Raw genomic sequence first — 25,564 nt, 5'->3', positions numbered from 1 at the left:
ATCAGCTCCAACTGGCACGGGTTCGGCGGCTGGAATAAAGCGCCAGCAGCACCAGGAATGAGAACACCAGCATCGCCGCGGCCAGCCAGTGGGCCTGGGCATATTCCAAGGCTTCGACATGGTCGTAGATCTGCACCGACACCACCCGGGTTTTCTCCGGGATGTTGCCGCCGATCATCAGCACCACGCCGAATTCGCCGACGGTGTGGGCGAAGCCAAGGATCGCCGCGGTGATGAAGCCGGGGCGGGCCAGGGGCAGGATGACATTGAAAAACGTATCCCAAGGTCCGGCCCGCAGGGTGGCGGCGACTTCCAGGGGACGACTGCCGATGGCGGCAAAGGCGTTCTGCAACGGCTGCACCACAAACGGCATGGAGTAGATCACCGAGCCGATTACCAACCCCGTAAAGCTGAAGGTGAGGGTGCCCAACCCGAGCGCTTGGGTGAGCTGGCCGATCCAGCCGTTCGGCCCCAACGCCAGCAACAGGTAGAAGCCGATCACCGTGGGCGGCAGCACCAACGGCAATGCCACCACCGCACCCACCGGCCCGCGCAGCCAGGATCGGGTGCGCGACAGCCACAAGGCGATGGGCGTGCCGATGAGCAGCAGGATTACCGTGGTCAATGACGCCAGTTTCAGGGTCAGCCAGATGGCGGCATAGTCGGCGCTGGTCAATGGCATTTAGCGTTGGTAACCGTAGGTTTGGATGATGGCGGCGGCTTTCGGGCCCTTGAGGTAATCCACCAGGGCCACGGCAGCGGGGTTGTCCCGGCCCTTGTTGAGGATCACCGCGTCCTGTTTGATCGGGTCGTGCAGTTCAGCCGGGACGATCCACGCCGAGCCGCCCGTCACTTTGCCGTCCTTGTACACCTGGGACAAGGCGACGAAACCCAGTTCAGCGTTACCAGTGGAGACGAACTGATAGGCCTGGGTGATGTTCTGGCCTTCGACGAGCTTGCTTTTCACCTGGGCGATCAAGCCGAGCTTGTCCAGCACCTGGGTCGCGGCCAGGCCGTAGGGCGCGGCTTTCGGGTTGGCGATGGACAGGTGTTGGAAATTGTTGTGCTTGAGCACCTGCCCCGTGCTGTCGACATAACCGTCCTTGGCCGACCACAGCGCCAGAGTGCCGACTGCGTAGGTGAAGCGCGAGCCCTTGACGGTGTCGCCTTCGCTTTCGAGTCTGGCCGGGGTGGTGTCGTCGGCGGCGAGGAAGACTTCAAAGGGCGCGCCGTTCTTGATCTGGGTGTAGAACTGCCCGGTGGCGCCGTAAGCCGCCACCAGCTTGTGCCCGGTGTCTTTTTCGAAGTCGGCGGCAATGGCCTGGATCGGCGCGGTGAAATTGGACGCGACCGCCACCTGCACCTCAGCGGCCTGGACGGTGCCAATGGTCAAGAGCGTGGTCAGCAGCAACGGCGCGAAGCGGGTGAGGGGCATGGGTGAGGCTCCGTAGGGTTAGGTTCGCTATATACAAGAATATATAGCGAATGGCCGACAAACGGAACGCGGCATTTTGCCTGGGGAGTGAGGTGCAAGAGTGTGGGAGCCAAGCTTGCTCGCGATGGCGTTCGATCAGACGTTCGCCCTGTGGAGTCGGGCCAATGCCTCATCCGCCAGCCGTTGCGTCAACTCGGCCGTCGACAGCTCGCGGCCCAGGGGGAAGGCCTGGCCGGCCCAGAGGTTGCTGAAGTCTGCTTCGCCCTTGGCGCGCAACGGTAGCAACGCGCCGCCCGCCAGGGGGAAAGCCGGGGCCAGTGGGCTCATCGGGCCCACTTCGCGCATCACCCGGTTGACGATGCCTCGAGCCGGGCGACCGGTGAACAGGTTGGTGACAGCGGTCTGGCTTTGCTTGGCCGTGCGCAAGGCGCGGTGATGGGAGGCGCTGATCTTCGCCTCGGGTGTGAACAGGTAGGCGCTGCCCAGTTGCACCGCCGAAGCACCGAGGGCGAACGCCGCGACGATCCCCCGCGCATCGCCAATGCCGCCGGCAGCGATCACCGGCACCTTCACCGCATCCACCACCTGCGGCAGCAAGGCAAACAGGCCAACCTGGGTGTCGAGGTCGTCGCTGAGGAACATCCCGCGATGACCACCGGCTTCGTAGCCCATCGCAATGATCGCGTCGCAACCGTGCTGTTCAAGCCAGATGGCCTCCTCGACGGTGGTGGCCGAGGAAAGGATTTTCGCGCCAGTGGCCTTCACCCGGTCCAGCAAGGATTTTTCCGGCAGGCCGAAATGGAAACTGACCACTTTGGGACGCATCTCTTCCAGCACCCGGCAGGCGGCATCATCGAACGGGGTGCGGTTGGACACCGGCGTCGGCGCGTCGAAGTCGACGCCCAGTTCCTGATAGTACGGCTTGAGCCGTTGCTTCCAGGCCTCGGCCCGCTGTTCGTCGAAGGCCGGCGGCTGGTGACAGAAGAAATTCACATTGAATGGCTTGTCGGTCTGTTCGCCGATGGTCGTCAGCGCCTGGCGCAGTTGTTCGACATCGAGCATCGCCGCCGGCATCGAACCCAGCCCACCGGCATTGCACGTCGCAACCACCATGGCCGGCCCGGTCACCCCGGCCATCGGCCCCTGGATGATGGGTAGCCCGATACCGAGCAGGTCAAGAATGCGAGTGTCTGGCCACTGGCTCATGTGCGGGTCTCCGACGGCAGAAATAAACAGCGTTTTTAGCAGGTGTGGGCCGGCCAGGGCCAGTCGAGTTTTTCAATCGAGTTCTGCAACTTGATCCCGGCGACGGGAGGGTTACCATGCGGGCTTCATACAACAAGGACCCCGCCCCATGGACGTGAAACTCAAGACCGTCGAACCCTTCACCGTGGCCGGTTTGCAGGTGCGCACCCGCAACACCGACGAGCAGCAGCCCGACACCGCCCGGATCGGCCCGATGTGGCAACGGTTCTTCAACGAAGGGTTGTTCGATACGATCCCGGCCCGGCAATCGGAGTCGTTCGTCTACGGGGTGTATTCCAATTACGAGTCCGACGCCACCGGCCACTTCGATGTGACGGCCGGGGTGCAGGTGGATGCGACCAGCGCAGGCCACCCCGCCGTGGACATCGAGGGCGGGGATTACCTGATGTTTGCGGCCAAGGGGCCAATGCCCGACTGCGTGATCCAGACCTGGGGCCTGATCTGGGCGTACTTCGCGGATAACCCGCAGACATTGCGCCGTTTCACCACCGATTTCGAGGTCTACAGCAGCCCCGATTCGGTGGCGATCTACATCGGCATTCAATCCCCGGACGAGCGCTCCAGCGCCAGCAACTGGCGCTTGCGCTCCACGCCCCAGCGATAGCCCGACAGGTTGCCGTCGCTGCGTACCACCCGGTGGCAAGGAATCGCCACCGCCAGGCTGTTGGCACCGCAAGCCTGGGCCACGGCGCGCACGGCCTTGGGCATGCCGATGCGCTGGGCGATCTCGGCGTAGCTGGCGGTGCTGCCAGCGGGAATGTCCCGCAAGGCTTGCCAGACCCGCTCCTGGAAGGCGGTGCCGCGCAGGTCCAAGGGCAAGTCCAGGCCCAGGGCCGGGGCTTCGATGAAGCCAACCACCTGGGCGATCAACTGCTCGAACTCGCGGTCGGCACCGATCAGGTTGGCCCGGCGGAACTTGTCTTGCAGGTCCCGCACCAACGCGTCCGGGTCATCCCCCAGCAGGATCGCGCACACGCCACGCTCGCTTTGCGCCACCAGGATCGCCCCGAGGGAGCATTGGCCGACGGCGAAACGGATGTCGGTGTTCTGCCCGGCGGCGCGGTAGTCGGCGGGTTTCATGCCCAACACCTTGTCGGCGGCCTCATAAAAACGGCTGTTGGAATTGAACCCGGCGTCATACAGCGCCTCGGTGATCGTGCCGCCATCGGCCAGGCGTTCGCGCACCTTGCGTGAGCGGTGGGCGGCGACGTAACCCTTGGGGGTCAGGCCGGTGACTGCCTTGAAGACCCGATGAAAGTGGAAGGGGCTCAAGCCCGCGTTTTCTGCCAGTTCATTCAGGCCTGGCAGTTCTTCGGCGGCTTCAATCTGCCGACAGGCGGCCGCGACCCGTGCCGCTTGTTGGGCGGCGATCTGGGTCTGGTCCCGGGCCACGCGCTTGCTGGGCCGGTAACCGGCTGCCTGGGCCTGCTCCGGCGTGTCGAAGAACTCGACGTTGCGCGGGTTGGGCAGGCGCGACAGGCTGCTGGGGTGGCAGTAGATGCCGGTGGTTTTCACGCCATAGACGAAGGTACCGTCGGCGCGCGGATCCCGGGCGAGTACGGCGGCCCAGCGAGGGTCCAGTTCAGGGGCGAGATTGTTCGAAGTGCTGTTCATGGTCGTTATGTCCATTGGCCCGTTTTGACTACAATAGCGAGCCATCCAAGTGACGACACTCCGGGTCTTGCGGTTGAATTCTGCACCTTCACCCGGCGGTACGAAACGTCAGGTTGATCCGCTGGGCACCCAGGCGCGGGTGCTGGCCTTCCTTGAGTGGCAGTACGCCGTGGTAACGCAACCGGTCCACGCCGCCCCAGACCACGATGTCGCCATGGAACAACGGGATGCGCTGGCTTTTGTCGCTGCGCTCGAAGCCGCCGAACTGGAACACTGCCGGCAGGCCCAGGGACATCGAGACGATCGGCGCGGCGAGGGAGCGTTCGTTTTTGTCCTGGTGCAGCGACATCCGCGCGCCGGGCACGTAGCGGTTGATCAGGCAGGCGTCGGGCTCGAAATGCTCGAAGCGCGCCTGCCGAGCGGCGGCCTGGGCCAGTTCGCGAAACACCGCCGGCATGTCGGGCCAGGGGTGGCCGGTCTGCGGATCGTGGGCGGTGTAGCGATAGCCGCTGCGGTCGGTGGTCCAGCCCAACGCACCGCAGCTGCTCAAGGCCACCGACATGGTAAACCCACCGGGCGTGACCATCTGCCGGAACGGTGCAGCCTGCAAAACACTTTCCAGCGCCGGCAGCAAGCGCTCGAGCCAGGGCAGGGCGAACCCGCGCAGCACGAACGCTTGCTGGCCGATCTGCTCGACCTGGCCAGGCGGGGTGGGCGCCTGGTCGGCGAACAGGTCCAACGTGACCGGTATGTCATTACTGCGCATCATGAAAAATGATTCCCAAGGTGTGCCGCCTGCCGCTGTGCACGCAGCTGACGCCATGGCGCATGTTCACCCGATAATAACCGCGAACGCCCTGGACGGGCCGTTGGTGCACGGCAAATACCACGGCATCGCCCTGTTTCAGATCGATGACCTGGGGCCGCGATTGCATGCGCGGGCGCTGTTCGGTGAGGACAAATTCGCCGCCGGTAAAGTCCCGCCCCGGTTCCGACAGCAGGATCGCCACCTGCAGTGGGAACACCTGCTCGCCGTACAGATCCTGATGCAGACAGTTGTAGTCCTGGGGGCCGTATTGCAGCAACAACGGCGTAGGCCGCGATTGCCCGGCACCATGGCAGCGCCGGATAAAGTCAGGGTGTTCGTTGGGGTAGCGCACTTCAATACCCATGTGTTCATTCCAGCGATTCGCCAGCGGGACCAACACTGGATACAACGACTGGCGCAACTGCTGGACGATATCGGGCAGCGGATAGCGAAAATACTGATACTCGCCGCGCCCGAAGCCATGGCGGGCCATGATCACCCTCGAACGAAAAAGCCCGGGCTCGGCGTACAAGCCACTCACTAGCCGGCACTGCGTTGCGGGTAGCAGGTTGCGGATGATAGCGCTGCCGTCCTGATCGAGGCTGTGTTCCAGGGCGGGCCAGTCAAGGTTGGCGAGGTGTGGGAGCAGGGAAGGCGTAGTGGGCACGATGGCAATCCTTGTTGGAAGGACTGTTCAGTCTGCGCAGTGCTGCGTTGCAGGGCACCCCGATTCTTGCGGTGCGGCATTCCTGTGGCGAGGGGCAAGCTCGCGCTGGGCTCTGTAGGAGCTGGCGAAGCCTGCGATCCTTTGATCTTGATCTTGATCTTTCGCTCTTGACTCAATTGTCTGGGGAGAGATCGCAGCCTCGTTGCACTCGACAGCTCCTACACAGCTCCTACACAGCTCCTGCATAGCTCCTACACCGTTCCTACAGAATCGAGTGGGAGCTTCCCTTGCGACAAAAGGCTTACAGCGCCTTGCTGACCTTGAGGTCGCTGATCACATCGTCGGTTTCGCCGTGCAGCTTGTGCAGCGCCGCCCTGGCTTCTTCCTCGGTACCGGTTTGCAGTTGCGCGAACTCGAAACGGCGTTCGCCATTGAGCTTGTACTTGATGACGTATTTGGTCGTCTGGGCCACGGTTTTGCCTGTCTTGAAAGTGGGCGAGGCTTAGCTCAGTTTCGAGCTGGAACGCCGGATGATTTTGATCTTGTGGGTCAGGGTCGGCTTGCGCGTGACGCTGATTGCACGGCGGTTGACGGTGTCGATGGTGATGTTCCAGAAACCGGTGCTGGGGGCGGTGATCCGGGCCGGGAAGGTGTCGAACGCGCCACCGTGATACGTGTGCCGGCCGCCGTTCTTGAAGCTGCGGAAGTTGGCGTCGTTCATCAAACGGATGTTGCACATTTGGGAGCATTCGATGACGACAATGTCGTCCTCGTTCAGGTGCTCGCGCTGGTGGATGAATTTCATGGGCGCCTCCAGAAGGGCTTTTTCTACAAAATCAAAACGATAGCAAGGGGCAATGATGCGCAGTTTATCAGCCCCGAGTGTTAATATCCGGCCCGCGCTCCAGGCTTTGTTCATTTATTGCAGGTTGCGGGAAAAAAAAACGGTGTGGCACCGGAGAAAAACGGCGTCTGCACTGTCGGAGGGTCTTTATCGGAGGAATCATATGAAGCGCAGCGTGTGGGTGTTGGCATTGGCCATGAGTGGATGTGCATCGGTATCGGACATCAACCAGACGCCCCCCACCATGAGCGTCATTTCCGGAAAGAAACCTCACGAATATGCCAAGTGTGTTTCCGACAAACTGGCCAGCAGCCGGGGGCCGCTGCAAGTGGAGCCACACAAGAATGGCGTGCGGCTGATCGTCCCGGGCAAACTGTCGACCCTGCCGGCGGCGGTGTTCGACATTGACGAGCGCTCCAGTGGTAGCAGCATCAAGTTGCACGAAAGCCTGTCCAACGTGCCGGTGCGTCCGGGCGACGTGCAAGATGCAGCCAACGCCTGCATTTCCGGCTGATCACACTCAGCGCCTGACGAGCGGACCGGGCATCGGATAAACTACTGCCCTCGACAAAAAATGCCGCCGCGGTCCACGTTGGCGGCATTGTCATTTATGGAGTCAGTCAATGAAACGCGAGCAGGTGCGCGAGCGCCATGCAGAAGGTCTTATCTGTGCCACCCACGTGATTCAGAACCCGGCGGGCCCGGGCGAATGGATCGTGTTCTTCAAGAAAAGCGCCGGGCGCAGTTTTTTCCTGGTGGATGACCAGGACGAAGTCGAATCCTTCGCCCGTCTCGACGAACTGATCGAAACCTTGCGCGGGCTGGGCATCAAGTTTGCCGAGATCCACATATAGCCTATTTACAGACCACCACGACACTGCGGCTGGTGAAGTTACCGACGTCGACGCCCAGGGTCTTCTCGCTTTCCTTGGCCTGGGGCGTGCCGTCGGTGCCGACGATGCGATAGCCAGTACCGGCACAGGACGCGTCAGCCTTTTCGTAGCACGTCGCCCAGGAGTTGGCCTCGCCCGAGCAATCGATGGTCAGGCCTTGTTCGCCGTTGTCCAGGTAGGTTTTTTCCGCCGAGGCACAGCCCGCCAGGGCCAGGACTGTAAACAGCGCCAGAAGTGTCTTCATGGGATCATCATCGAGAAGGGAAGGGCAACGGCGAGATTATAGCGAATGGCCATTGCGGTACAGCTAAAGTACAGCTAAACAAGCCTCGCTCAATGCTCATTTGGCACTTACTGGAGGCTCGCCTGGTTACTTCTTGCGGCGGGGGCTGCGTGCAGGGGCGGTGTCGCGTTCTTTCTCCGCGGGGGCCGCGCGCTCATCCTGGAATACCGCGGCCACTTCCACCGCCATGGCCTTGCTGGGCAAGGGACCGGCGACCTGCTCGCCGTGGTAGTTGATAATCCACCACTGGCCGTCCTTGCCCTGGCTGACCGAATAACCGTTTGCGTTTCTTGTTGCCGACATCTAGCTGCCTCAATTGGCGGGATCAAGTGCGCCATGATACGGCAAATGCTCGCAAACAGCGCCTACTGGCGTACAGTGGGTCCGCTGCTGCCATCGAAACGAAAGGCGATTGAACTATCCGCCGTTTTTTATTTCTCTATGATGGCAGCGGTTGGCCAGCGCGGGCATTGTAAGGTGCCTGTCGCCTGATTAGACTGCGCCGAAACTCGTACACACCGCCTTTTCAAGGACTTATATGATCAAGAAATGCTTGTTCCCAGCAGCCGGTTACGGTACTCGCTTCCTGCCAGCGACTAAAGCCATGCCCAAAGAAATGCTGCCGGTGGTGAACAAGCCACTGATCCAGTACGGCGTCGAAGAAGCCCTTGATGCTGGCCTGACTGAAATCTCCATCGTGACGGGCCGTGGCAAGCGTGCGTTGGAAGACCATTTCGACATCAGTTACGAGCTGGAAAACCAGATCAAGGGCACCGACAAGGAAAAATACCTGGTCGGCATCCGCAAACTGCTGGATGAGTGCTCGTTTTCCTACACCCGCCAGACCGAAATGAAAGGCCTGGGCCACGCGATCCTGACCGGTCGCCCACTGATCGGTGACGAACCGTTCGCCGTGGTCCTGGCGGACGACCTGTGCGTCAACCTCGAAGGCGACGGCGTACTGACCCAGATGGTCAAGCTGTACAAGCAGTTCCGCTGCTCCATCGTGGCGATCCAGGAAGTCGATCCGCAGGAAACCAACAAGTACGGTGTGATTGCCGGCGAAATGATCCGCGACGACATCTACCGCGTTCACAGCATGGTTGAAAAACCAAAGCCTGAAGACGCACCGTCGAACCTGGCGATCATCGGTCGCTACATCCTGACCCCGGACATCTTCGACCTGATCGAACAGACCGAGCCAGGCAAGGGCGGCGAAATCCAGATCACCGACGCCCTGATGAAACAGGCCCAGAACGGCTGCGTCATGGCCTACAAGTTCAAGGGCAAGCGTTTCGACTGCGGTGGCGCCGAAGGCTACATCGACGCGACCAACTTCTGCTTCGAGAACTTCTACAAGACGGGCAAGGCTTACTGATAGCTTGCACCGCCCCTTGAAAAACGCCCCGACTGGTTCGGGGCGTTTTTTTTTGCTTGGAAAATCTCGGGCAGTGAGTAACCCGTGGCGAGGGATCAAGCCTCGCTGGGCTCTGTAGGAGCTGGGGAAGGCTCGGGCCGCGTTCGGACGATCTTTTGATCTTGGTCTTTCGCTCAAGACTTAATTGGCAGTGGAAAGATCGCAGCCTCGTTGCACTCGTCAGCTCCTACAGAGCCGAGCGGGGCTTGCTCTTTCGCCACAGGGTCAGGTTGCTGACGTCCAGCTGGCTTTTCCATTTTCCACCCCCATAACCATCGCAACGCTGCCTCAGGTGAAAACAGCAGGTATGCTGATGACCTGCCGAAGGAGATAGAAAATGGCCTACGATTTTGACTTGTATGTGGTTGGCGCCGGTTCCGGTGGTGTGCGGGCTGCGCGGTTTGCCGCCGGTTTCGGGGCCAAGGTGGCCGTGGCGGAGAGCCGTTACCTGGGCGGTACCTGTGTGAACGTGGGGTGTGTACCCAAGAAGCTGCTGGTCTACGGCGCGCATTACGCCGAGGACTTCGAGCAGGCGTCGGCCTATGGCTGGACGGCGGGCGAGGCGAGTTTCGACTGGGCCACGTTGATCGCCAACAAGGATCGGGAGATCAATCGCCTCAACGGCATCTACCGCAACCTGCTGGTCAACAGCGGCGTCGTGCTACACGAAGGTCATGCCAGGCTGACCGGGCCCAATGAGGTCGAGATCAATGGCCAGCGCTACACCTCCAGGCACATCCTGATCGCCACGGGCGGCTGGCCGGTGATCCCGGACATTCCGGGGCGCGAGCACGCCATCAGCTCCAACGAGGCGTTCTTTCTCAAGGACCTGCCCAAGCGCGTCATCGTGGTGGGCGGTGGCTACATTGCGGTGGAGTTCGCCGGGATCTTCCACGGCATGGGCGCGCAGACGTCCTTGCTCTATCGCGGTGACCTGTTCCTGCGCGGCTTTGACGGCGCGGTGCGCAAGCACCTGGCGGAAGAACTGACCCGCCGTGGCCTGGACCTGCAGTTCAACGCAGACATCAAGTCCATCGAAAAACTGGACGATGGCAGCCTCAGGGTCGAGCTCAAGGATGGCAAAACGTTGCTCACCGACTGCGTGTTCTACGCCACCGGCCGCCGACCGATGCTCGACAACCTGGGCTTGGAAACCACCGGCGTCACGCTGGATGAGAAGGGCTTTGTCCAGGTCAACGAAAAATACGAGACCGCTGAACCGTCGATCCTGGCCATTGGCGACGTGATCGGCCGCGTCCAGCTCACCCCCGTCGCCCTGGCCGAAGGCATGGCGGTGGCGCGGCGTCTGTTTAAGCCTGCGCAGTATCGCTTGGTGGATTACCGGATGATTCCCACCGCCGTGTTCAGCCTGCCGAACATCGGCACGGTGGGCCTGACCGAAGAGCAGGCCCGGGAGGAGGGGCATGAGGTCGAGATTTTCGAAAGCCGCTTCCGGCCGATGAAGCTGAGCTTGACCGACTGCCAGGAACGCACCCTGATGAAACTGGTGGTGGATGCCCAGACCGACAAGGTATTGGGTTGTCACATGGTCGGGCCGGATGCCGGTGAAATCGTCCAAGGCTTGGCCATCGCCCTCAAGGCTGGCGCCACCAAGCGCGACTTCGACGAAACCATCGGCGTGCACCCGACGGCTGCCGAAGAATTCGTGACGATGCGCACGCCCGTCGCCTGACGCCTACCCGCCGGAGCCATGTAGGAGCCATGTAGAAGCCATGTAAGAACTGTGCGGGAGCTGCGTAGGAGCTGTGTAGGAGCTGTCGAGTGCAACGAGGCTGCGATCTTTCCAAAGACGCTTGCATCTCAAGCGAAAGATCAAAAGATCAAAAGATCAAAAGATCAAAAGATCGTCCGAACGCGGCCCGAGCCTTCCCCAGCTCCTACAGATTTTTTCTATCTATATAGATTCCTGATAGCCAAAACCAATCATTCACATCAGGTTTGCCAATGAGCCAGCCCGGGGATGAGTGGTTAAGATTCCCTCCATCAACTTTTCAACCCTGATGGAGAAACATCGATGCCTATCATCAACAGCCAAGTTAAACCGTTCAACGCTACCGCCTTCAAAAACGGCGAATTCGTCGAAGTATCGGACGCCAACCTGAAAGGCAAGTGGTCTGTCGTGTTCTTCTACCCGGCTGACTTCACCTTCGTTTGCCCAACCGAGCTGGAAGACCTGGCCGACAACTACGCCGAGTTCCAGAAACTGGGCGTCGAAATCTACAGCGTCTCCACCGACACTCACTTTGCCCACGCTGCCTGGCACAACACCTCGCCAGCGATCGGCAAGATCCAGTACACCATGATCGGCGACCCGACCCACGTCATCTCGCGCAACTTCGACGTGCTGATCGAAGAAGTCGGCCTGGCTGACCGAGGTACTTTCGTGATCAACCCGCAAGGCCAGATCAAGATCGTTGAAATCAACGACGGCGGTGTAGGCCGTGACGCTTCCGAGCTGCTGCGCAAGATCAAGGCCGCTCAGTACGTTGCCGCTCACCCGGGCGAAGTCTGCCCAGCCAAGTGGAAAGAAGGCGAGGCCACCCTCGCTCCGTCCCTGGACCTGGTCGGCAAGATCTAAGACCGTGCTCCCCTTGAGGGCGGTCATCCGCACCTAAGCAAGCTGCACCGCCCACAAAAAACGCCCGGGCGAGATTCGCTCGGGCGTTGTTTTTTCTGAAATTCAAAAATGGAAATCGCCCGTATGTTGGACGCCAATCTTAAAGCTCAGTTGAAGTCATACCTGGAACGGGTCACCCAGCCGATCGAGATCGTCGCCTCCCTCGACGACGGTGCGAAATCCCAGGAAATGCTCGCGCTACTCCAAGACGTTGCCAGTCTTTCCCACCAGATTACCTTGCTCGACAACGGCAGCGATGAGCGCAAGCCTTCGTTTTCGTTGAATCGCCCGGGAGCCGATATCAGCCTGCGTTTTGCCGGCATTCCCATGGGCCACGAATTCACTTCGCTGGTGTTGGCCTTGCTGCAAGTGGGCGGTCATCCTTCGAAGGCCAGTGCCGACGTCATCGAACAGGTTCGTTCCCTCAAGGGCGAGTTCAACTTCGAGACCTATTTCTCGCTGTCGTGCCAGAACTGCCCGGACGTGGTCCAGGCGCTGAACCTGATGGCGGTGCTGAACCCGAACATTCGCCACGTTGCCATCGACGGCGCGCTGTTCCAGGCCGAAGTCGATGAACGCCAGATCATGGCCGTGCCCAGTGTGTACCTCAATGGTGTGAACTTCGGCCAGGGCCGCATGGGCCTGGAAGAGATTCTTGCCAAGATCGACACCAGCGGCATCGAGCGCCAGGCCGAGAAAATCAGCGCCAAGGATGCCTTTGATGTGCTGGTGGTCGGCGGTGGCCCGGCCGGTGCTTCGGCGGCGATCTATGCGGCCCGTAAAGGGATCCGCACCGGCGTGGCGGCCGAACGTTTCGGCGGCCAGGTGCTCGACACCATGGCCATCGAGAACTTCATCTCGGTCCAGGAAACCGAAGGGCCGAAACTGGCCGTCGCCCTGGAAGAACACGTCAAGCAGTACGACGTGGACATCATGAACCTGCAACGTGCCGACGCCTTGGTACCAGGCAAGGACGGCGGGCTGCATGAGATCAAGTTCGCCAGCGGTGCGAGCCTCAAGGCCAAGACCGTGATCCTGGCGACCGGTGCCCGCTGGCGTGAAATGAACGTGCCGGGCGAGCAGCAGTATCGCAACAAGGGCGTGGCGTACTGCCCGCACTGCGACGGCCCGCTGTTCAAAGGCAAGCGCGTGGCGGTGATCGGCGGTGGTAACTCCGGCGTCGAAGCGGCCATCGACCTGGCCGGTATCGTCGCCCACGTCACGTTGCTGGAGTTCGATGTGCAATTGCGTGCCGACGCGGTGTTGCAGCGCAAACTGCACAGCCTGCCGAATGTAACGGTGATTACCAACGCCCAGACCACCGAAGTGACCGGAGACGGCCAGAAGGTCAACGGCTTGCGTTACAAGGACCGTCCAAGCGGTGAAGTGCGGGATGTGGCGCTGGAAGGGATCTTCGTGCAGATCGGCCTGTTGCCCAACACCGATTGGCTCAAAGGCACCGTCGAGCTGTCGCCGCGGGGTGAGATTATCGTCGATGCCCGGGGTGAAACCTCGATCCCTGGCGTGTTCGCCGCCGGTGACGTGACCACCGTGCCGTACAAGCAGATCGTGATTGCCGTGGGCGAGGGCGCCAAGGCTTCGCTGAGCGCCTTCGACCACCTGATCCGTACCTCTGCGCCGGACTGAAGTCGATAGTGGAAAAAACAAAACCCCATGAGCCTGGCTCATGGGGTTTTGTTTTGGGTCACGTTGGTGAGGCTTACAACGGCGCAGGCTGGATGATTTCAACCCAGTAGCCATCCGGGTCCTTGATGAAGGCCAGGCTTTTCATGCGACCGTCGCTCAGGCGTTTCTGGAAATCGCAGCCCAGCGCTTCGAAGCGCTCACAGGCGGCAACGACGTCCGGTACCGAGATGCAGATGTGACCGAAACCGCGTGGGTCGGTGTTGCCGTTATGGTAGGCGAACGCCGGGTCGCTTTCGGTGCCGTGGTTGTGGGTCAGTTCCAGGATGCCTGGGATCGACTTCATCCATTCGGTACGCGCCGCCGCGTCTGCCGGGATCTGGTTCTTGTCCACCAGCGCCAGGAAATACAGGCTGAATTCGGCTTCCGGGAAGTCGCGTTTCTCCACCAGGGAGAAACCCAGCACGCGGGTGTAGAAATCCAGGGACCGGGTGATGTCCTTGACCCGCAGCATGGTGTGGTTGAAGACGAACTTGGCCGTGGCGGCGTCGGGTTGGGCGGTGACGCCAGGGAAAGTATTGAGTTCGTGCAGGCTCATGGGCCCTCCGGAAATAAGTGGGGCAAACGGCGTCGCAAGTTTGGTTGCGACGGTTCCTGGGCTTGCGTCAGACGGCTTCCTTGCAGGTGCGCCCATGATACGCAAGGGGCGCGGTGTCGCCAAACCGCGTGTGGCTATTGCCTGGTTTTGTTGCGGGCTTCAGACTTTACGATTCGCCCTTGAGTGCCAACGCAATGATTCGACCGTTCTTTTCACTGTTTGTCCTGCTGTTTGCCTGCGTTGCGAGTGTCGGTGGCGTCCAGGCGGAGGAACCGCAGGTTGCCTGGCCTCAAGGCTGGGTTGTCGAACCGCTGCCTGCCGATGCAGCGTCGCCCGGCCCCTTGCGACAACGTGCAACCAAGAGCGATTCGGCAGGCAATGCCGTGATGGTCATGGAACTGACCACGACCACCGTCGAGCCCGATCACCAGGTCAACTTGCAAGGCGTGTTGCTGGAAATGCGCAAATCAATCCAGAAGGATTTTTTCAAGGGTGGTTACCAAAGTGTCTGCACTAAGATCCATGCTTCCATGTTGGGGGGCGTAACTGCATTGGAAACCACTTGCACGATCACGCAAAACGGACGGCATGTATTGTCTCAGACACTCGTCGCGGCACTGAATGAGGGCAAGGCTTATGTGCTGTCCTATGCAGGGCAGGCGCAGGTGTTTGTTGAAAGCCAGGATGAAATACAGTCGGTGCGAAATAGTTTGAAACTATAACGCCGTCAGCGTAATACGTCCGGGGTTTAATCCAAAAGTTTAGCCCATAAAAAAGCCCTGAGTGTATTCAGGGCTTTTTTGCATCCTGGAGGCTGTCAATCACGCACTGTCAACCACGCAACCAGGAATCGACGGTAGCTGCACCGTACTGTTCTTTCCAGGCTTTCAGGCCGCGGTGATTGCCGCCCTTGGTCTCGATCAACTCGCCGGTGTGCGGGTTCTGGTAAACCTTTACCACTCGCGCACGGCGAGTCTTGGTGGGTTTGGTCGATTGCAGGCTTGCCTTGGACGGGTTTGGGTCGAGGATCGCGACGATGTCGCGCAGGCTTTTGCCGTAGGTTTTCATCAGTCCCTGGAGCTTTTCCTCGAATTCGATTTCCTTCTTGAGCCCGGCATCGTTCTTCAGCGACTCCAACTGCTTGAGCTGTTCTTGAAGGGCCTTTTCGGCTGCACGAAATTCAGCGAGTCTGGACAAAATCGTTACTCCAATCAAAATATTTGGCTGATACCAACCGCAAACAAAGCTATAAGCCAAGCGCCTTGGTGTTAATGACTCTCCTGCTATCTGGCACAGGTAGAAAAATTGTAGTAGTTAATCCGGAAAGTGTAAATCGTAACTTTTTCGTTATGTAACAACAGCAAGAGCTTTTATCAGTTGGGCATCGTAGTCAATGGATAGGCGGTGGTTAACTGCCATTAGTGCCGGTCAAGGTCTCAATGAACGCCTGCCCGCTAATCGGCCGGCCAAATAGATAACCCTGTAGAAAGTTCACCCCGTGGGCGCTCAGGTAGTCGCTTTGCTCGACGGTTTCGACGCCCTCGGCCACCATGTCCAGGCCCAGCTTGCCTGACAGTTCGATGATGCTGTCGAGCAGGTGCCGTGACAGGCTATCGGCACCGATCATCGCGACAAAACTCTGGTCGATCTTCAAGAAGTCCACGTTGAACTGGCGCAAGTACGCCAGGCTGGAATGACCGGTGCCGAAATCGTCGAGGGCGATCTTGACCCCAAGCTCCCGCAGTTGGTCGAACAGTTGCCGGGTAACCGGGGTAGGTTCGATCAGCTCCCGCTCGGTCAACTCCAGCACCAGGGCAATCGTACCTGGGGCGAAGGCGTCGAGAAATTCGCGACAATCGTCCACCAGCGCCAGATCCTGGCAGTGGCGGGCGGTGATGTTGATGCCGACATGAAACGGCGCTTGGAGTTGAGGCGCCAGCGGTGCCAGCAGGCGCATGGTCTGCTGCATCAGCGCCCGGGTCATCGGTACGATCAGGCCGCTGTGTTCGGCGAATGGAATGAACAGGTCCGGGCGAACGAGGCCTTCCTTGGGGTGGTTCCAGCGCATCAGCACTTCGACGCCGGCCCAGCGTTTGCTGTCGCTGTGTACGACCGGTTGCAGATAGGGCACGAACTCGCCGGCTTCCAGGGCCCGTTGCAATTCACGACTGGGCGAGGAGGCGCGTTTTTGCAGCCAGTGGCCGAGTGCTCCGGCGATGGCACCGAAGAAGATCAGCAGGCTGAACAACGGCGGATATTCCCGGGCCATATAGCGCCAGACTTCTCCTTCATCAAAGCCTGCTTCAACATTGAAGGGATAGCGTGATGAGGCGAGGCCGCTCTGCGCGACCGGCAGCACGGGCAGAGGTAACTGCCGGACCTTGCCGTCCGCCGCCAGCCAATTCGGCCCGACTTGCAGCCATAGTCGGGTCTGACGGCCGATCAAGCGCAAGACGTTCGCCAAGTGATACCCATCAAGCGTGGCCAAGGCGCCTTGGCGGCCCTCATTGAGCCGGTAGATCAGTAGCGCGGTGTCCGGCGTGACCGGGTTGCCGTCCATGAGCCACAAGGTGCCTCGATGGTAGTCGCTCGGGATGATGCGCTCCTTGAAGGCACCGAACAGCGAGCTGCAATACAGGTTGTTATCCCAGGTAAGGTTGGTCGAACGGACGAAGGGCCGGCGTGTCACTTGCTCGCGTAATGCCAGCTTCACCACTTCGCAGGGCTGCCCGGCCAGGGGTAATAGTTCACGGGCCGCCAAGGCTGTGTTGTCGAGCATCAGCTCGATCTGCCTGACCAGTTCCTCGGCGGTCTGGCGGGTGTGTTGCGCCAGGGTCCTTTCGGCCTGCATGTACAAAATGGCCAGTCCTGACAGCATCGGTACCAGGCCACAAAGCAGGGTGACGAGATAGCGACGGGGCCGGGTGTGCGAGCGTATGGCGGTCAAGGGCATCGGCACAACCTGAGAAAAGGGGTGAAGGGGAATCGTCGGATGCCGACCATGATAGATGGCCCGCCGAGTGCTTGCTGACTGCAGGCTAACTATGGGAGCGAGGTCTGTGGGAGCAAGCTTTGCTCCCACAGGTTCAATGCCAGGCTCCCCCCCAGGTTCAATGCCATGCTGCCACAGGTTTGATGCTGGGCTCATGACTGCCGGGCCAGCTCGATAAACGCCAGGGTGGCGGGCGAGGCCTGGCGGCTGTCCAGGACTGCCAGGCCAATCTGGCGCGGCACCCGCGGTGACAAGGGGCGCACGACGAAGCCCAGGCTTTCGCCCTCCGGCAACGAACCTTCGGACACCACGCTCACCGCCTCGCCGCGCCTGACGATATCCAGGGTGCTGAGCAGTTGCGAACAACGAAAACGCACATTCGGGGTCAGCCGGGCGGCGTTGAACAGGCGCGAAACCAGCTCCGACGATCCCGCTTCGGTGTGCACGAAGGGGTCGTTGCACAGATCCTTGAGGCTCAGGCGGGCCTGGGCGGCGAGGGGATGGTGAGTGGGCAACAGGGCGACCATCTGATCTTCCATCAGCATGAACGTATCGAAACGTTCCTCGGGCAGCACCACGAAGCCAACGTCGATCCGCCGCTCGTCCAGCCATTGGATGACCTGCCTGTCGGGCCCCTCATCGATGTGCACTTCGATGCCCGGATGCAAGTCTCGATAGCGCCGCAGGATACCGGGCAACAGCTTCATCGATGACGTTGGCCCGAACGAACCGATGCGCAAGGTGCCTCGGCGCATGCCCCGGGCATCGGCAGCTTCCTGGCGCAAGGTGTTGGCCAGCCCGAGCATGGCCCGGGCCCGCAGCAGCAGTTGTTGGCCGATGTCGCTGAGTTCCACCTGGGACTGATGACGCCTGAGCAAATCCACGCCCAATTCTTGCTCCAGGGATTTGATGGCGTGGGATACCGCTGACTGGCCGATGCCCAATCGTGTGGCTGCCGCGGTGAAGCCACGCAGCTCGGCGACCAGGGAGAAGATTTCGAGTTGGGTGAGGGTCATGAGTAATTGCTCATTTTACGATGACGAGGCATGAGCCAGATAATGAGGTATCTGACCTGAATCCGGAAGCAACACTACACCTGTGGCAAGGTTCCACCCTGTGGGAGCAAAGCTTGCTAGCGATGAGCGATGACTCGGTTTGCCTGCTGAATCGCGCCGCCTTCATCGCGAGCAAGCTTTGCTCCCACAATTAATCCCCCTCGCCACAGGTTTTGCGTTGTTCCCATTAATGTGTGGTGGTGAACCATGAAAACCTTCGAACAAACCCTCCCAACCCCGTCAGACCTGCCGGTCTACTTGAAGCTCGCCATGGTCACCATGATCTGGGGCGGGACCTTCGTGGCCGGTCGGATCCTTGCCGATGCCCTGGCGCCGATGTTCGCCGCCAGCCTGCGTTTCCTGCTGGCCAGCATCGCGCTGCTGGCGTTTCTCGCCCTGGCTGGGATCCCGCTGGCCAGGCCCAGTGTGAAGCAGGGGCTGCAGTTGGCCGCGCTGGGGTTGTTCGGCATCTTTTTCTACAACCTGTGCTTCTTCTATGGCTTGCAGTACATCAATGCGTCGCGGGCCTCGCTGATCGTGGCCTTGAACCCGGCGGTGATCGGGCTGGCGTCCTGGTGGTTGTTCAAGGAGCGGCTCAGCCACCTGAAAGTGGTGGGCATCATGCTGTGCATCGGTGGGGCGGGGTTGGTAATCGTCAGTCGTGATCCGTCCCTGTTGCAAGGCGCGGCGCAGGGCTGGATCGGCGATTTGCTGATTTTTGGCTGCGTGCTGGGCTGGGGCATCTATTCGCTGTTTTCCAGGAGCCTGAATGAAAGCCTCGGCCCCTTGCAGACCGTGACCTGGTCGATTCTGCTGGGCACGCTGATGTTGTGGCTGGCCTGCGCGACTGCCGGCGAGATTCGCTTCGAGGCCCTGCGCGGCCTGGATGTGGAGCAATGGCTGAGCCTGTTGTACCTCGGCGTGCTGGGCTCGGCCCTGGCCTATATCGCCTGGTACGACGGCATTCGCCGGATCGGCGCGACCCGTTCCGGGGTGTTCATCGCGCTCAATCCGTTGACGGCGGTGCTGCTTGGGGCGCTGCTGCTGGACGAACGGCTCACGGCCTTGATGTGTGTGGGCGGGGGCGTGATCCTGCTGGGCATTTTCCTGTGCAACAAACCCCTTGCGCGGTCGAAGAAAAAGGCGATTTGATACAGAAGGCGGACAAACCTGGTTACGCTGTGTAGAATCGATTTACGCATATAAGAATAACGTCTTCTGGCAGCAGAAGCCTCGCCCGCAAGAGCCTTGGGTCGACAATGAAGATACTTGGGTTTCAACTGATCTATGGCGATTTCCTCGCCCGCAGCGTTCGTGGCATTTCCTGCGCGCCGCCCCGTGTCCTCAGCATGGCCAGCAACTAACGTTTTTGTTAATTGACCCGACTGATGAGGCGCCGACATGGCAGATCTATACGAAAATCCCATGGGCCTGATGGGCTTCGAATTCATCGAATTCGCATCCCCGACCCCCAACACCCTGGAGCCGATCTTCGAGATCATGGGCTTCACCAAAGTGGCCACCCACCGCTCCAAGGACGTGCACCTGTATCGCCAGGGCGCGATCAACCTGATCCTCAACAACGAACCCCACAGCGTGGCGTCGTACTTTGCCGCCGAGCACGGTCCGTCAGTGTGCGGCATGGCGTTCCGGGTCAAGGATTCACAGAAGGCCTACAAACGTGCCCTGGAACTCGGCGCCCAGCCGATCCACATCGAGACCGGCCCGATGGAGCTGAACCTGCCGGCGATCAAAGGCATCGGCGGTGCGCCGCTGTACCTGATCGACCGTTTTGGCGAAGGCAGCTCGATCTATGACATCGACTTTGTGTTCATCGAGGGCGTTGACCGCAACCCGGTGGGCGCGGGGCTGAAAATCATCGACCACCTGACCCACAACGTGTATCGCGGGCGCATGGCCTACTGGGCCGGCTTCTACGAGAAACTGTTCAACTTCCGCGAGATCCGTTACTTCGACATCAAGGGCGAATACACCGGCCTGACCTCCAAGGCCATGACCGCCCCGGATGGCATGATCCGCATCCCGTTGAACGAAGAATCGTCCAAGGGCGCCGGGCAGATCGAAGAGTTCCTGATGCAGTTCAACGGCGAAGGCATCCAGCACGTGGCCTTCCTCACCGATGACCTGATCAAGACCTGGGATCACCTGAAAAGTATCGGTATGCGCTTCATGACCGCGCCGCCGGACACCTACTACGAAATGCTCGAAGGCCGCCTGCCGAACCACGGCGAACCGGTCGATGAATTGCAGTCGCGGGGCATTCTGCTGGACGGTGCTTCCGAGCAGGGCGATAAACGCCTGCTGCTGCAGATCTTCTCGGAAACCCTGATGGGGCCGGTGTTCTTCGAATTCATCCAGCGCAAGGGCGACGATGGTTTCGGCGAAGGCAACTTCAAGGCGCTGTTCGAATCCATCGAACGCGACCAGGTGCGTCGTGGTGTGCTGGCGACCGAGTAAGGCCTGAGCCATGAAAAAGCCCGCCCGGCAGTGATGCCGGGCGGGCTTTTCATTGCCAATACAGAATCCCTTGTGGTCAGGCGGTGACCTTAAGTCCGGCGCTGCTGCCGCACCAAATGCTTGAACCCTTCGAACACCAGCACCGCGACCGCCATCCAGATGGGGATGTAGGTCAGCCATTCACCGGCCTTGATGCTTTCGCCCAACAGCAGCGCAACGCCCAGCAGCAACACCGGTTCGACATAACTCAACAGCCCGAACAGGCTGAACGGCAGCAGCCGACTGGCGACGATATAGGACACCAGCGCGCTGGCGCTGATCACCCCGAGCAACGGGATCAGCAGCGACAGCCACGGGTATTGATCGAAAACGTCGAGGCCCTGTTCACCGCTTTGCACGAACCACAGCGCCACAGGCAGCATCAGGGTCATGTCCAGCCAGAGCCCGCCCAGGTTGTCGGTCTTGATGCGTTTGCGCAGGATGAAATAGATCGGGTAGCCGAGCACCACCAGCAAGGTTGCCCAGGAGAAACCACCCACTTGGTACAACTCGTTGAACACGCCCAGGGTGGCGAAGAACACGGCGACTTTCTGCAGATAGGAAAGGCGTTCGCCATAAACGATGCGTCCGGTCAGCACCATCGACAGCGGCAACAGGAAGTATCCCAGCGACACGTCCAGGCTGTAGCCATTGAGCGGTGCCCACATGAACAGCCACAGTTGCGCGCCCATCAGCGCCGACGAGGCGATCGCCGCGATCAACAGCCGTGGCGTGGCGATCAGGCGTTGGATCAGCGCCGTGACCAGTTTCCATTCCCGCGTCACCAGCAGGAATGCGGTCATGCAGGGCATCGTCAGCAGCATGCGCCAGCCGAAGATTTCCACGCCGGTCAGCGGTGAGAGCAGCGAGGTGTAGTAGTACATGACGGCGAACAGCGCAGAGGCCGAGACCGATAGAACGATGCCTTTGGACACGGTGATTCTCTTGAGGGCGATCAATCAACACCCTACCTGAGGCGAGGGTGTTGATTGTGGGAGCGAATCATGTGGGAGCAAGACCTGTGAGAGCAAGGCCTGTGGGAGCAAGGCTTGCCCGCGATAGCCACGCCGCGGTCCAAGAGTGAACCGCGTTATCGTTCATCGCGGGCAAGCCTTGCTCCCACAGGCACCCGCCCCGACACGAAATGCCCCACGTCATTGAACCCCGGCGTCGAAGCATGCCCCGGTGTCACCAGCGAGTCGATGAAGGCTTCATCTTCTGCGGTGATCTTCACAGCCTGCGCCTTGGTGTACGAATCCCACTGCTCCTCGGTGCGCGGCCCGACGATGGCCGAGGTCACGGCGCTGTTGTTCAGCACCCAGGCGATGGCGAACTCGACGATACCTACGCCACGGCCCTGGGTGTATTGCAGGATCTGCTGGGCAATGCGCAGGGACTCGACCCGCCATTCGGTTTCCAGGATACGTTTGTCCTGGCGTCCGGCACGGCTGTTGGCGTCCGGGGCCACGTCCGGCGCGTACTTGCCGCTGAGCACCCCGCGGGCCAGGGGGCTGAACGGCACCACGCCGAGGCCATAGTTCTGCGCTGCGGTGATCTGCTCGGTTTCCGCCTGGCGATTGACGATGTTGTACAGCGGTTGGCTGATCACCGGCCGGTCGATACCCAGGCTGTCGGCGATCCTGATCACCTCGGCGATGCGCCAGCCACGGTAGTTCGACAGGCCCCAGTAGCGGATCTTGCCCTGGCGAATCAAATCACCGATGGCCGACACGGTGACGTGCAACGGCGTGTTGTGGTCTTCGCGGTGCAGGTAATAGATGTCCAGGTAATCGGTGCCCAGGCGCGTCAGGCTCGCCTCGATACCATTGAACAGGTGCTTGCGGCTCAGGCCGCTGCGGTTGGGCACGCCGTCTGGCGGGCCGAAGCCGACCTTGGTGGCCAGCACCCATTCCTGACGGCGGCGGGCGATCGCCTCGCCGACAATCTCTTCGGAACGGCCGTTGGTGTAGACGTCCGCGGTGTCGATGAAGTTGATGCCCTGGTCCCAGGCCTTGTCGATGATCCGCAGCGAATCCTCGGTGCTGGTCTGTTCGCCGAACATCATGGTGCCCAGGGTCAACGTCGAGACTTGCAACCCGGAATGGCCTAGCGTGCGGTAGCTCATGACAAGATCCTTTTATCCATGGGGAAAGCCTCAATCAAACCCCAGAACAGTCGCACGGATCAAACAGATTTATCAAACACCCCAATCAACTGTGGGAGCCCGCACCCACAGTTGTGAATTTGAACAATAATGCCCGGTGCCTTTTGTGCAGCGGACCGGCGTCACGGCTGCGGTCAGCTGGCAACATGCTGTGCATCGAAACAGGAGAATAATATGAAAATAGTCATCGCCCCCGACTCGTTCAAGGACAGCCTCAGCGCCCAGGGTGTTGCCGATGCCATCGCCCAGGGGCTGGCCGAGGTCTGGCCGGATGCGCAGTTGATCAAATGCCCGATGGCCGACGGCGGGGAAGGGACGGTGGAGTCGGTGTTGGCGGCCTGCAACGGTGAGTGGCGCCGCACCCGGGTTCGTGGTCCGTTGGGGGTTGCCGTCGAGGCGCGCTGGGGCTGGTTGGCCGAGAGCCGCACCGCAATCATCGAAATGGCCGAGGCCAGTGGCTTGCAATTGGTGCCGCCGGGGCAACGCGATGCCTGTTCCAGCAGCACCTTCGGCACCGGCGAGCTGATTCGCGCCGCCCTCGATGAAGGCGCCGGTCGGGTGATCCTGGCGATCGGTGGCAGTGGCACCAACGACGCCGGTGCCGGTGCGATGCAGGCCCTGGGCGTGGCGTTGCTGGATGACCAGGGCCAACCCCTTCCTCCCGGTGGCCTGGCCTTGGCGAACCTGGCGCGCATCGACCTGAGCGACCTGGACCCACGCCTGGCCCAAGTCAGTTTCGAGATCGCCGCCGATGTCGATAACCCGCTGTGCGGCGCCCATGGCGCGTCGGTGGTGTTCGGTCCGCAGAAGGGTGCCTCGGCGTCTCAAGTGCAGGCGCTGGACCAGGCCCTGGGGCATTTCGCCGAACATTGCGCCCGGGCGTTGAACAAGGATGTGCGCGACGAGCCGGGCAGCGGCGCCGCCGGTGGCCTGGGGTTCGCGGCCAAGGCGTTTTTAGGGGCGCAGTTTCGTACCGGGGTGGACGTCGTCGCCCAGCTGACCGGGCTGGCCGAGGCGGTCAGCGGTGCCGATTTGGTGATTACCGGCGAAGGCCGTTTCGACGCCCAGACCCTGCGCGGCAAGACCCCCTTCGGCGTGGCCCGCATCGCCCGCCAGCACGGCGTACCGGTGGTGGTCATTGCCGGCACGCTGGGGGAGGGCTACCAGGCGTTGTATGAACATGGCATCGACGCCGCCTTCGCCCTGGCCAGCGGGCCGATGACCTTGCAGCAAGCCTGCACCGACGCCCCGCGCCTGCTGCGCGAGCGCGCCCGGGACATTGCACGGCTTTGGCGGGTAGCGGCGCGGTAAATCCTGTGAGCAAGCTTTGCTCCCACACTGTTGAATTTGAGATAGGGTTGAGGCTGGATATCGCGCAATCAGGAGAGATACATGCGCTTCTCAGTCTTGACCCAACGCATCACCGGCGAAGGTGCCGCCGCCTGGCAGATTCATGATCGGGCGCTGGCCATGCGCGAACAGGGCATGGATGTGTTGTTGCTGTCGGTGGGCGATCCGGACTTCGACACCCCGCCCGCCATCGTCGAGGCCGCTGTTGCCAGCCTGCGCGCCGGCGACACGCATTACTCGGATACCCGTGGCCTGCATTCCCTGCGGGCCAGCATTGCCCGGCGCCATCAAGAACGTTGCGGCCAACCGGTGGACGCCGGGCACGTCACGGTGCTGCCCGGTGCCCAATGCGCTGTCTACGCGGTCGCGCAATGCCTGCTCAACCCCGGCGATGAAGTAATCGTCCCCGAACCGATGTACGTCACCTACGAAGCGGTGTTCGGTGCCTGCGGGGCGAAAGTGGTGCCGGTGCCGGTGAGCCCGGAAAACGCGTTCCGGGTCCAACCGGCCGATGTCGCCCGGCTGATCACCCCGCGCACCCGCGCCATGCTGCTCAACAGTCCCAACAATCCCTCCGGCGCCAGCCTGCCACTGCCGACCTGGCAAGCGCTGGCGCACCTGTGCATCGACCATGACCTGTGGCTGATCAGCGACGAGGTCTACAGCGACTTGCTGTACGAAGGCGAACACATCAGCCCGGCCGGCCTGCCGGGCATGGCCGAGCGCACCGTCACCATTAATAGCCTGTCCAAGTCCCACGCCATGACCGGTTGGCGTATCGGCTGGGCCATCGGCCCTGAACCGCTGGCCGAACATCTGGCGAACCTGTCGCTGTGCATGCTGTTCGGCCTGCCGGACTTCGTCCAGCGCGGTGCCCAGGTTGCGCTGGAGCAAGACCTGCCGGAAGTGGCGCGGATGCGTGAGGAATATCGGCAACGCCGGGACCTGGTGTGCGCGGCGCTTGAGGGCTGCCCTGGCCTCAAGCCGGTGCGGCCCGATGGCGGCATGTTCGTGATGGTCGATGTACGTGAGACGGGGCTGGCGGCCCAAGCGTTTGCCGAGCGCTTGTTGGATGGGTATGGGGTGTCAGTGCTGGCGGGGGAGGCGTTTGGTCCGAGTGCGGCGGGGCATATTCGGGTTGGGTTGGTGGTGGGACGGGGGGAGCTGGCTATCGCCTGTGGACGAATTGCAGATTGCGCCGCGCGGTTAGTAAACCCGCCTATCTGACAATTAAGTAAACGCAAATCCCCTTCTGAGCCCATTTGTAATGGGGGAAGGCACTCGTTTGCATTGAGCGAGCGCCGTCCCCCTCGTTATCTGTTTTGATCCCTCCATCCGTTTGTCCAAGTCTCGGTTCTTTTCGTTTATCCGATGAACGG

At 61.0% G+C, this 25,564-nt stretch carries 28 protein-coding genes; 12 read left to right on the top strand and 16 right to left on the bottom strand.

The window, feature by feature from the left end; translation table 11 throughout:
- Window position 1: 1 nt before the first annotated feature.
- The 3 genes from modB to AC09SL_RS13455 form a co-directional block, all read right to left on the bottom strand.
- Window positions 2–682 carry a molybdate ABC transporter permease subunit gene (gene modB / locus AC09SL_RS13465; protein WP_058544504.1) on the bottom strand — a complete coding sequence of 227 codons (681 nt, stop codon included), beginning with the start codon at window positions 680–682 and terminating at the stop codon, window positions 2–4.
- The gene (gene modA, locus AC09SL_RS13460) at window positions 683–1,435 is read right to left on the bottom strand and encodes a molybdate ABC transporter substrate-binding protein (protein WP_058544505.1); all 753 of its coding nucleotides are present in this window, start codon (window positions 1,433–1,435) and stop codon (window positions 683–685) included.
- A gap of 135 nt (window positions 1,436–1,570) precedes the next feature.
- Entirely contained in the window at window positions 1,571–2,641 is a 1,071-nt protein-coding gene (locus tag AC09SL_RS13455; RefSeq protein WP_058544506.1) for an NAD(P)H-dependent flavin oxidoreductase, read from the bottom strand.
- Between the two features lie 148 nt (window positions 2,642–2,789).
- Between AC09SL_RS13455 and AC09SL_RS13450 the strand changes: the two genes are divergently transcribed.
- Entirely contained in the window at window positions 2,790–3,305 is a 516-nt protein-coding gene (locus AC09SL_RS13450) for a GyrI-like domain-containing protein (RefSeq protein WP_058544507.1), read from the top strand.
- Here AC09SL_RS13450 and ada read toward each other — a convergent pair.
- The 5 genes from ada to AC09SL_RS13425 form a co-directional block, all read right to left on the bottom strand.
- The gene (gene ada, locus AC09SL_RS13445) at window positions 3,242–4,315 is read right to left on the bottom strand and encodes a bifunctional DNA-binding transcriptional regulator/O6-methylguanine-DNA methyltransferase Ada (RefSeq protein WP_058544508.1); all 1,074 of its coding nucleotides are present in this window, start codon (window positions 4,313–4,315) and stop codon (window positions 3,242–3,244) included. The two genes, AC09SL_RS13450 and ada, sit on opposite strands and share 64 nt — an antisense overlap.
- A gap of 88 nt (window positions 4,316–4,403) precedes the next feature.
- Window positions 4,404–5,084, bottom strand: a complete 681-nt coding sequence (alkB, locus tag AC09SL_RS13440; protein ID WP_413468823.1) for a DNA oxidative demethylase AlkB — start codon at window positions 5,082–5,084, stop codon at window positions 4,404–4,406.
- Window positions 5,071–5,790 carry a 2OG-Fe(II) oxygenase gene (locus AC09SL_RS13435; protein WP_058544509.1) on the bottom strand — a complete coding sequence of 240 codons (720 nt, stop codon included), beginning with the start codon at window positions 5,788–5,790 and terminating at the stop codon, window positions 5,071–5,073. Before AC09SL_RS13435 ends, alkB begins: the two co-directional genes overlap by 14 nt.
- Window positions 5,791–6,091: 301 nt before the next feature.
- Window positions 6,092–6,262 (bottom strand): hypothetical protein, encoded by a 171-nt coding sequence (locus AC09SL_RS13430; RefSeq protein WP_165826019.1) that lies wholly within the window; start codon window positions 6,260–6,262, stop codon window positions 6,092–6,094.
- Window positions 6,263–6,292: 30 nt separating this feature from the next.
- On the bottom strand, window positions 6,293–6,595 hold the full coding sequence (locus AC09SL_RS13425; protein WP_003182962.1) for a DUF1883 domain-containing protein: 303 nt from the start codon (window positions 6,593–6,595) through the stop codon (window positions 6,293–6,295).
- A 202-nt stretch (window positions 6,596–6,797) separates the two neighbouring features.
- Between AC09SL_RS13425 and AC09SL_RS13420 the strand changes: the two genes are divergently transcribed.
- Together AC09SL_RS13420 and AC09SL_RS13415 are read left to right on the top strand one after the other, a co-directional pair.
- Window positions 6,798–7,148 carry a hypothetical protein gene (locus AC09SL_RS13420; protein WP_058544510.1) on the top strand — a complete coding sequence of 117 codons (351 nt, stop codon included), beginning with the start codon at window positions 6,798–6,800 and terminating at the stop codon, window positions 7,146–7,148.
- Between the two features lie 109 nt (window positions 7,149–7,257).
- Window positions 7,258–7,488 (top strand): hypothetical protein, encoded by a 231-nt coding sequence (locus AC09SL_RS13415; RefSeq protein ID WP_058544511.1) that lies wholly within the window; start codon window positions 7,258–7,260, stop codon window positions 7,486–7,488.
- Window position 7,489: 1 nt separating this feature from the next.
- Here the strand turns inward: AC09SL_RS13415 and AC09SL_RS13410 are convergent, their stop codons facing one another.
- Window positions 7,490–7,771, bottom strand: coding sequence for a hypothetical protein (locus AC09SL_RS13410; protein WP_058544512.1), 282 nt, complete (start codon window positions 7,769–7,771; stop codon window positions 7,490–7,492).
- A 126-nt stretch (window positions 7,772–7,897) separates the two neighbouring features.
- Window positions 7,898–8,113, bottom strand: a complete 216-nt coding sequence (locus tag AC09SL_RS13405) for a hypothetical protein (RefSeq protein WP_058544513.1) — start codon at window positions 8,111–8,113, stop codon at window positions 7,898–7,900.
- 235 nt (window positions 8,114–8,348) lie between these two features.
- Between AC09SL_RS13405 and galU the strand changes: the two genes are divergently transcribed.
- From galU to ahpF, 4 genes are all read left to right on the top strand, one after another.
- Window positions 8,349–9,188 (top strand): UTP--glucose-1-phosphate uridylyltransferase GalU, encoded by an 840-nt coding sequence (galU, locus tag AC09SL_RS13400; protein WP_003182953.1) that lies wholly within the window; start codon window positions 8,349–8,351, stop codon window positions 9,186–9,188.
- A 376-nt stretch (window positions 9,189–9,564) separates the two neighbouring features.
- Window positions 9,565–10,920: a glutathione-disulfide reductase gene (gorA, locus tag AC09SL_RS13395; protein ID WP_058544514.1), complete on the top strand. Its 1,356-nt coding sequence runs from the start codon at window positions 9,565–9,567 to the stop codon at window positions 10,918–10,920.
- Between the two features lie 342 nt (window positions 10,921–11,262).
- On the top strand, window positions 11,263–11,826 hold the full coding sequence (gene ahpC, locus AC09SL_RS13390; RefSeq protein WP_014337814.1) for an alkyl hydroperoxide reductase subunit C: 564 nt from the start codon (window positions 11,263–11,265) through the stop codon (window positions 11,824–11,826).
- Window positions 11,827–11,949: 123 nt separating this feature from the next.
- Window positions 11,950–13,512, top strand: a complete 1,563-nt coding sequence (gene ahpF, locus AC09SL_RS13385; protein WP_058544515.1) for an alkyl hydroperoxide reductase subunit F — start codon at window positions 11,950–11,952, stop codon at window positions 13,510–13,512.
- A 73-nt stretch (window positions 13,513–13,585) separates the two neighbouring features.
- Here the strand turns inward: ahpF and gloA are convergent, their stop codons facing one another.
- Window positions 13,586–14,107 carry a lactoylglutathione lyase gene (gene gloA, locus AC09SL_RS13380; RefSeq protein WP_058544516.1) on the bottom strand — a complete coding sequence of 174 codons (522 nt, stop codon included), beginning with the start codon at window positions 14,105–14,107 and terminating at the stop codon, window positions 13,586–13,588.
- Window positions 14,108–14,301: 194 nt separating this feature from the next.
- On the opposite strand from gloA, the gene AC09SL_RS13375 reads away from it, so the two are divergent.
- Entirely contained in the window at window positions 14,302–14,829 is a 528-nt protein-coding gene (locus AC09SL_RS13375; RefSeq protein WP_058544517.1) for a DUF4946 domain-containing protein, read from the top strand.
- Window positions 14,830–14,938: 109 nt separating this feature from the next.
- Here the strand turns inward: AC09SL_RS13375 and AC09SL_RS13370 are convergent, their stop codons facing one another.
- The 3 genes from AC09SL_RS13370 to AC09SL_RS13360 form a co-directional block, all read right to left on the bottom strand.
- Complete coding sequence (locus AC09SL_RS13370; protein WP_058544518.1) at window positions 14,939–15,304, bottom strand: histone-like nucleoid-structuring protein, MvaT/MvaU family; 366 nt, start codon at window positions 15,302–15,304, stop codon at window positions 14,939–14,941.
- A gap of 211 nt (window positions 15,305–15,515) precedes the next feature.
- The gene (locus tag AC09SL_RS13365) at window positions 15,516–17,060 is read right to left on the bottom strand and encodes an EAL domain-containing protein (protein WP_058544519.1); all 1,545 of its coding nucleotides are present in this window, start codon (window positions 17,058–17,060) and stop codon (window positions 15,516–15,518) included.
- Window positions 17,061–17,251: 191 nt separating this feature from the next.
- The gene (locus AC09SL_RS13360) at window positions 17,252–18,115 is read right to left on the bottom strand and encodes a LysR family transcriptional regulator (RefSeq protein WP_058544520.1); all 864 of its coding nucleotides are present in this window, start codon (window positions 18,113–18,115) and stop codon (window positions 17,252–17,254) included.
- Between the two features lie 246 nt (window positions 18,116–18,361).
- Here AC09SL_RS13360 and AC09SL_RS13355 point away from each other — a divergent pair, with 246 nt between their 5' ends.
- Together AC09SL_RS13355 and hppD are read left to right on the top strand one after the other, a co-directional pair.
- Window positions 18,362–19,306, top strand: coding sequence for a DMT family transporter (locus AC09SL_RS13355; protein WP_058544521.1), 945 nt, complete (start codon window positions 18,362–18,364; stop codon window positions 19,304–19,306).
- A gap of 249 nt (window positions 19,307–19,555) precedes the next feature.
- A complete protein-coding gene (gene hppD, locus AC09SL_RS13350) occupies window positions 19,556–20,632 on the top strand; it encodes a 4-hydroxyphenylpyruvate dioxygenase (RefSeq protein WP_058544522.1) in 1,077 nt (358 codons plus the stop codon).
- Between the two features lie 89 nt (window positions 20,633–20,721).
- Here the strand turns inward: hppD and rarD are convergent, their stop codons facing one another.
- Both rarD and AC09SL_RS13340 read right to left on the bottom strand, forming a co-directional pair.
- Window positions 20,722–21,606 carry an EamA family transporter RarD gene (gene rarD / locus AC09SL_RS13345; protein ID WP_064106926.1) on the bottom strand — a complete coding sequence of 295 codons (885 nt, stop codon included), beginning with the start codon at window positions 21,604–21,606 and terminating at the stop codon, window positions 20,722–20,724.
- 155 nt (window positions 21,607–21,761) lie between these two features.
- Window positions 21,762–22,796 carry an aldo/keto reductase gene (locus AC09SL_RS13340; protein WP_058543506.1) on the bottom strand — a complete coding sequence of 345 codons (1,035 nt, stop codon included), beginning with the start codon at window positions 22,794–22,796 and terminating at the stop codon, window positions 21,762–21,764.
- A 213-nt stretch (window positions 22,797–23,009) separates the two neighbouring features.
- On the opposite strand from AC09SL_RS13340, the gene AC09SL_RS13335 reads away from it, so the two are divergent.
- A complete protein-coding gene (locus tag AC09SL_RS13335) occupies window positions 23,010–24,146 on the top strand; it encodes a glycerate kinase (protein ID WP_058543507.1) in 1,137 nt (378 codons plus the stop codon).
- 81 nt (window positions 24,147–24,227) lie between these two features.
- Window positions 24,228–25,412, top strand: a complete 1,185-nt coding sequence (locus AC09SL_RS13330) for a pyridoxal phosphate-dependent aminotransferase (RefSeq protein ID WP_058543508.1) — start codon at window positions 24,228–24,230, stop codon at window positions 25,410–25,412.
- Window positions 25,413–25,564: the final 152 nt, after the last annotated feature.

The sequence above is a fragment of the Pseudomonas sp. PF05 genome (genome assembly GCF_056521845.1).
Note: the sequence above shows the minus strand (reverse complement) of the source record. Positions and strands in the feature narration are given on the sequence as shown.

What these genes read in the sequence shown, in the direction of transcription:
- modB (WP_058544504.1), bottom strand. Translation starts at nt 682, where the DNA reads ATGCCATTGACCAGCGCCGACTATGCCGCCATCTGGCTGACCCTGAAA.
- modA (WP_058544505.1), bottom strand. Translation starts at nt 1,435, where the DNA reads ATGCCCCTCACCCGCTTCGCGCCGTTGCTGCTGACCACGCTCTTGACC.
- AC09SL_RS13455 (WP_058544506.1), bottom strand. Translation starts at nt 2,641, where the DNA reads ATGAGCCAGTGGCCAGACACTCGCATTCTTGACCTGCTCGGTATCGGG.
- AC09SL_RS13450 (WP_058544507.1), top strand. Translation starts at nt 2,790, where the DNA reads ATGGACGTGAAACTCAAGACCGTCGAACCCTTCACCGTGGCCGGTTTG.
- ada (WP_058544508.1), bottom strand. Translation starts at nt 4,315, where the DNA reads ATGAACAGCACTTCGAACAATCTCGCCCCTGAACTGGACCCTCGCTGG.
- alkB (WP_413468823.1), bottom strand. Translation starts at nt 5,084, where the DNA reads ATGATGCGCAGTAATGACATACCGGTCACGTTGGACCTGTTCGCCGAC.
- AC09SL_RS13425 (WP_003182962.1), bottom strand. Translation starts at nt 6,595, where the DNA reads ATGAAATTCATCCACCAGCGCGAGCACCTGAACGAGGACGACATTGTC.
- AC09SL_RS13420 (WP_058544510.1), top strand. Translation starts at nt 6,798, where the DNA reads ATGAAGCGCAGCGTGTGGGTGTTGGCATTGGCCATGAGTGGATGTGCA.
- AC09SL_RS13415 (WP_058544511.1), top strand. Translation starts at nt 7,258, where the DNA reads ATGAAACGCGAGCAGGTGCGCGAGCGCCATGCAGAAGGTCTTATCTGT.
- AC09SL_RS13410 (WP_058544512.1), bottom strand. Translation starts at nt 7,771, where the DNA reads ATGAAGACACTTCTGGCGCTGTTTACAGTCCTGGCCCTGGCGGGCTGT.
- AC09SL_RS13405 (WP_058544513.1), bottom strand. Translation starts at nt 8,113, where the DNA reads ATGTCGGCAACAAGAAACGCAAACGGTTATTCGGTCAGCCAGGGCAAG.
- galU (WP_003182953.1), top strand. Translation starts at nt 8,349, where the DNA reads ATGATCAAGAAATGCTTGTTCCCAGCAGCCGGTTACGGTACTCGCTTC.
- gorA (WP_058544514.1), top strand. Translation starts at nt 9,565, where the DNA reads ATGGCCTACGATTTTGACTTGTATGTGGTTGGCGCCGGTTCCGGTGGT.
- ahpC (WP_014337814.1), top strand. Translation starts at nt 11,263, where the DNA reads ATGCCTATCATCAACAGCCAAGTTAAACCGTTCAACGCTACCGCCTTC.
- ahpF (WP_058544515.1), top strand. Translation starts at nt 11,950, where the DNA reads ATGTTGGACGCCAATCTTAAAGCTCAGTTGAAGTCATACCTGGAACGG.
- gloA (WP_058544516.1), bottom strand. Translation starts at nt 14,107, where the DNA reads ATGAGCCTGCACGAACTCAATACTTTCCCTGGCGTCACCGCCCAACCC.
- AC09SL_RS13375 (WP_058544517.1), top strand. Translation starts at nt 14,302, where the DNA reads ATGATTCGACCGTTCTTTTCACTGTTTGTCCTGCTGTTTGCCTGCGTT.
- AC09SL_RS13365 (WP_058544519.1), bottom strand. Translation starts at nt 17,060, where the DNA reads ATGCCCTTGACCGCCATACGCTCGCACACCCGGCCCCGTCGCTATCTC.
- AC09SL_RS13360 (WP_058544520.1), bottom strand. Translation starts at nt 18,115, where the DNA reads ATGACCCTCACCCAACTCGAAATCTTCTCCCTGGTCGCCGAGCTGCGT.
- AC09SL_RS13355 (WP_058544521.1), top strand. Translation starts at nt 18,362, where the DNA reads ATGAAAACCTTCGAACAAACCCTCCCAACCCCGTCAGACCTGCCGGTC.
- hppD (WP_058544522.1), top strand. Translation starts at nt 19,556, where the DNA reads ATGGCAGATCTATACGAAAATCCCATGGGCCTGATGGGCTTCGAATTC.
- AC09SL_RS13340 (WP_058543506.1), bottom strand. Translation starts at nt 22,796, where the DNA reads ATGAGCTACCGCACGCTAGGCCATTCCGGGTTGCAAGTCTCGACGTTG.
- AC09SL_RS13335 (WP_058543507.1), top strand. Translation starts at nt 23,010, where the DNA reads ATGAAAATAGTCATCGCCCCCGACTCGTTCAAGGACAGCCTCAGCGCC.
- AC09SL_RS13330 (WP_058543508.1), top strand. Translation starts at nt 24,228, where the DNA reads ATGCGCTTCTCAGTCTTGACCCAACGCATCACCGGCGAAGGTGCCGCC.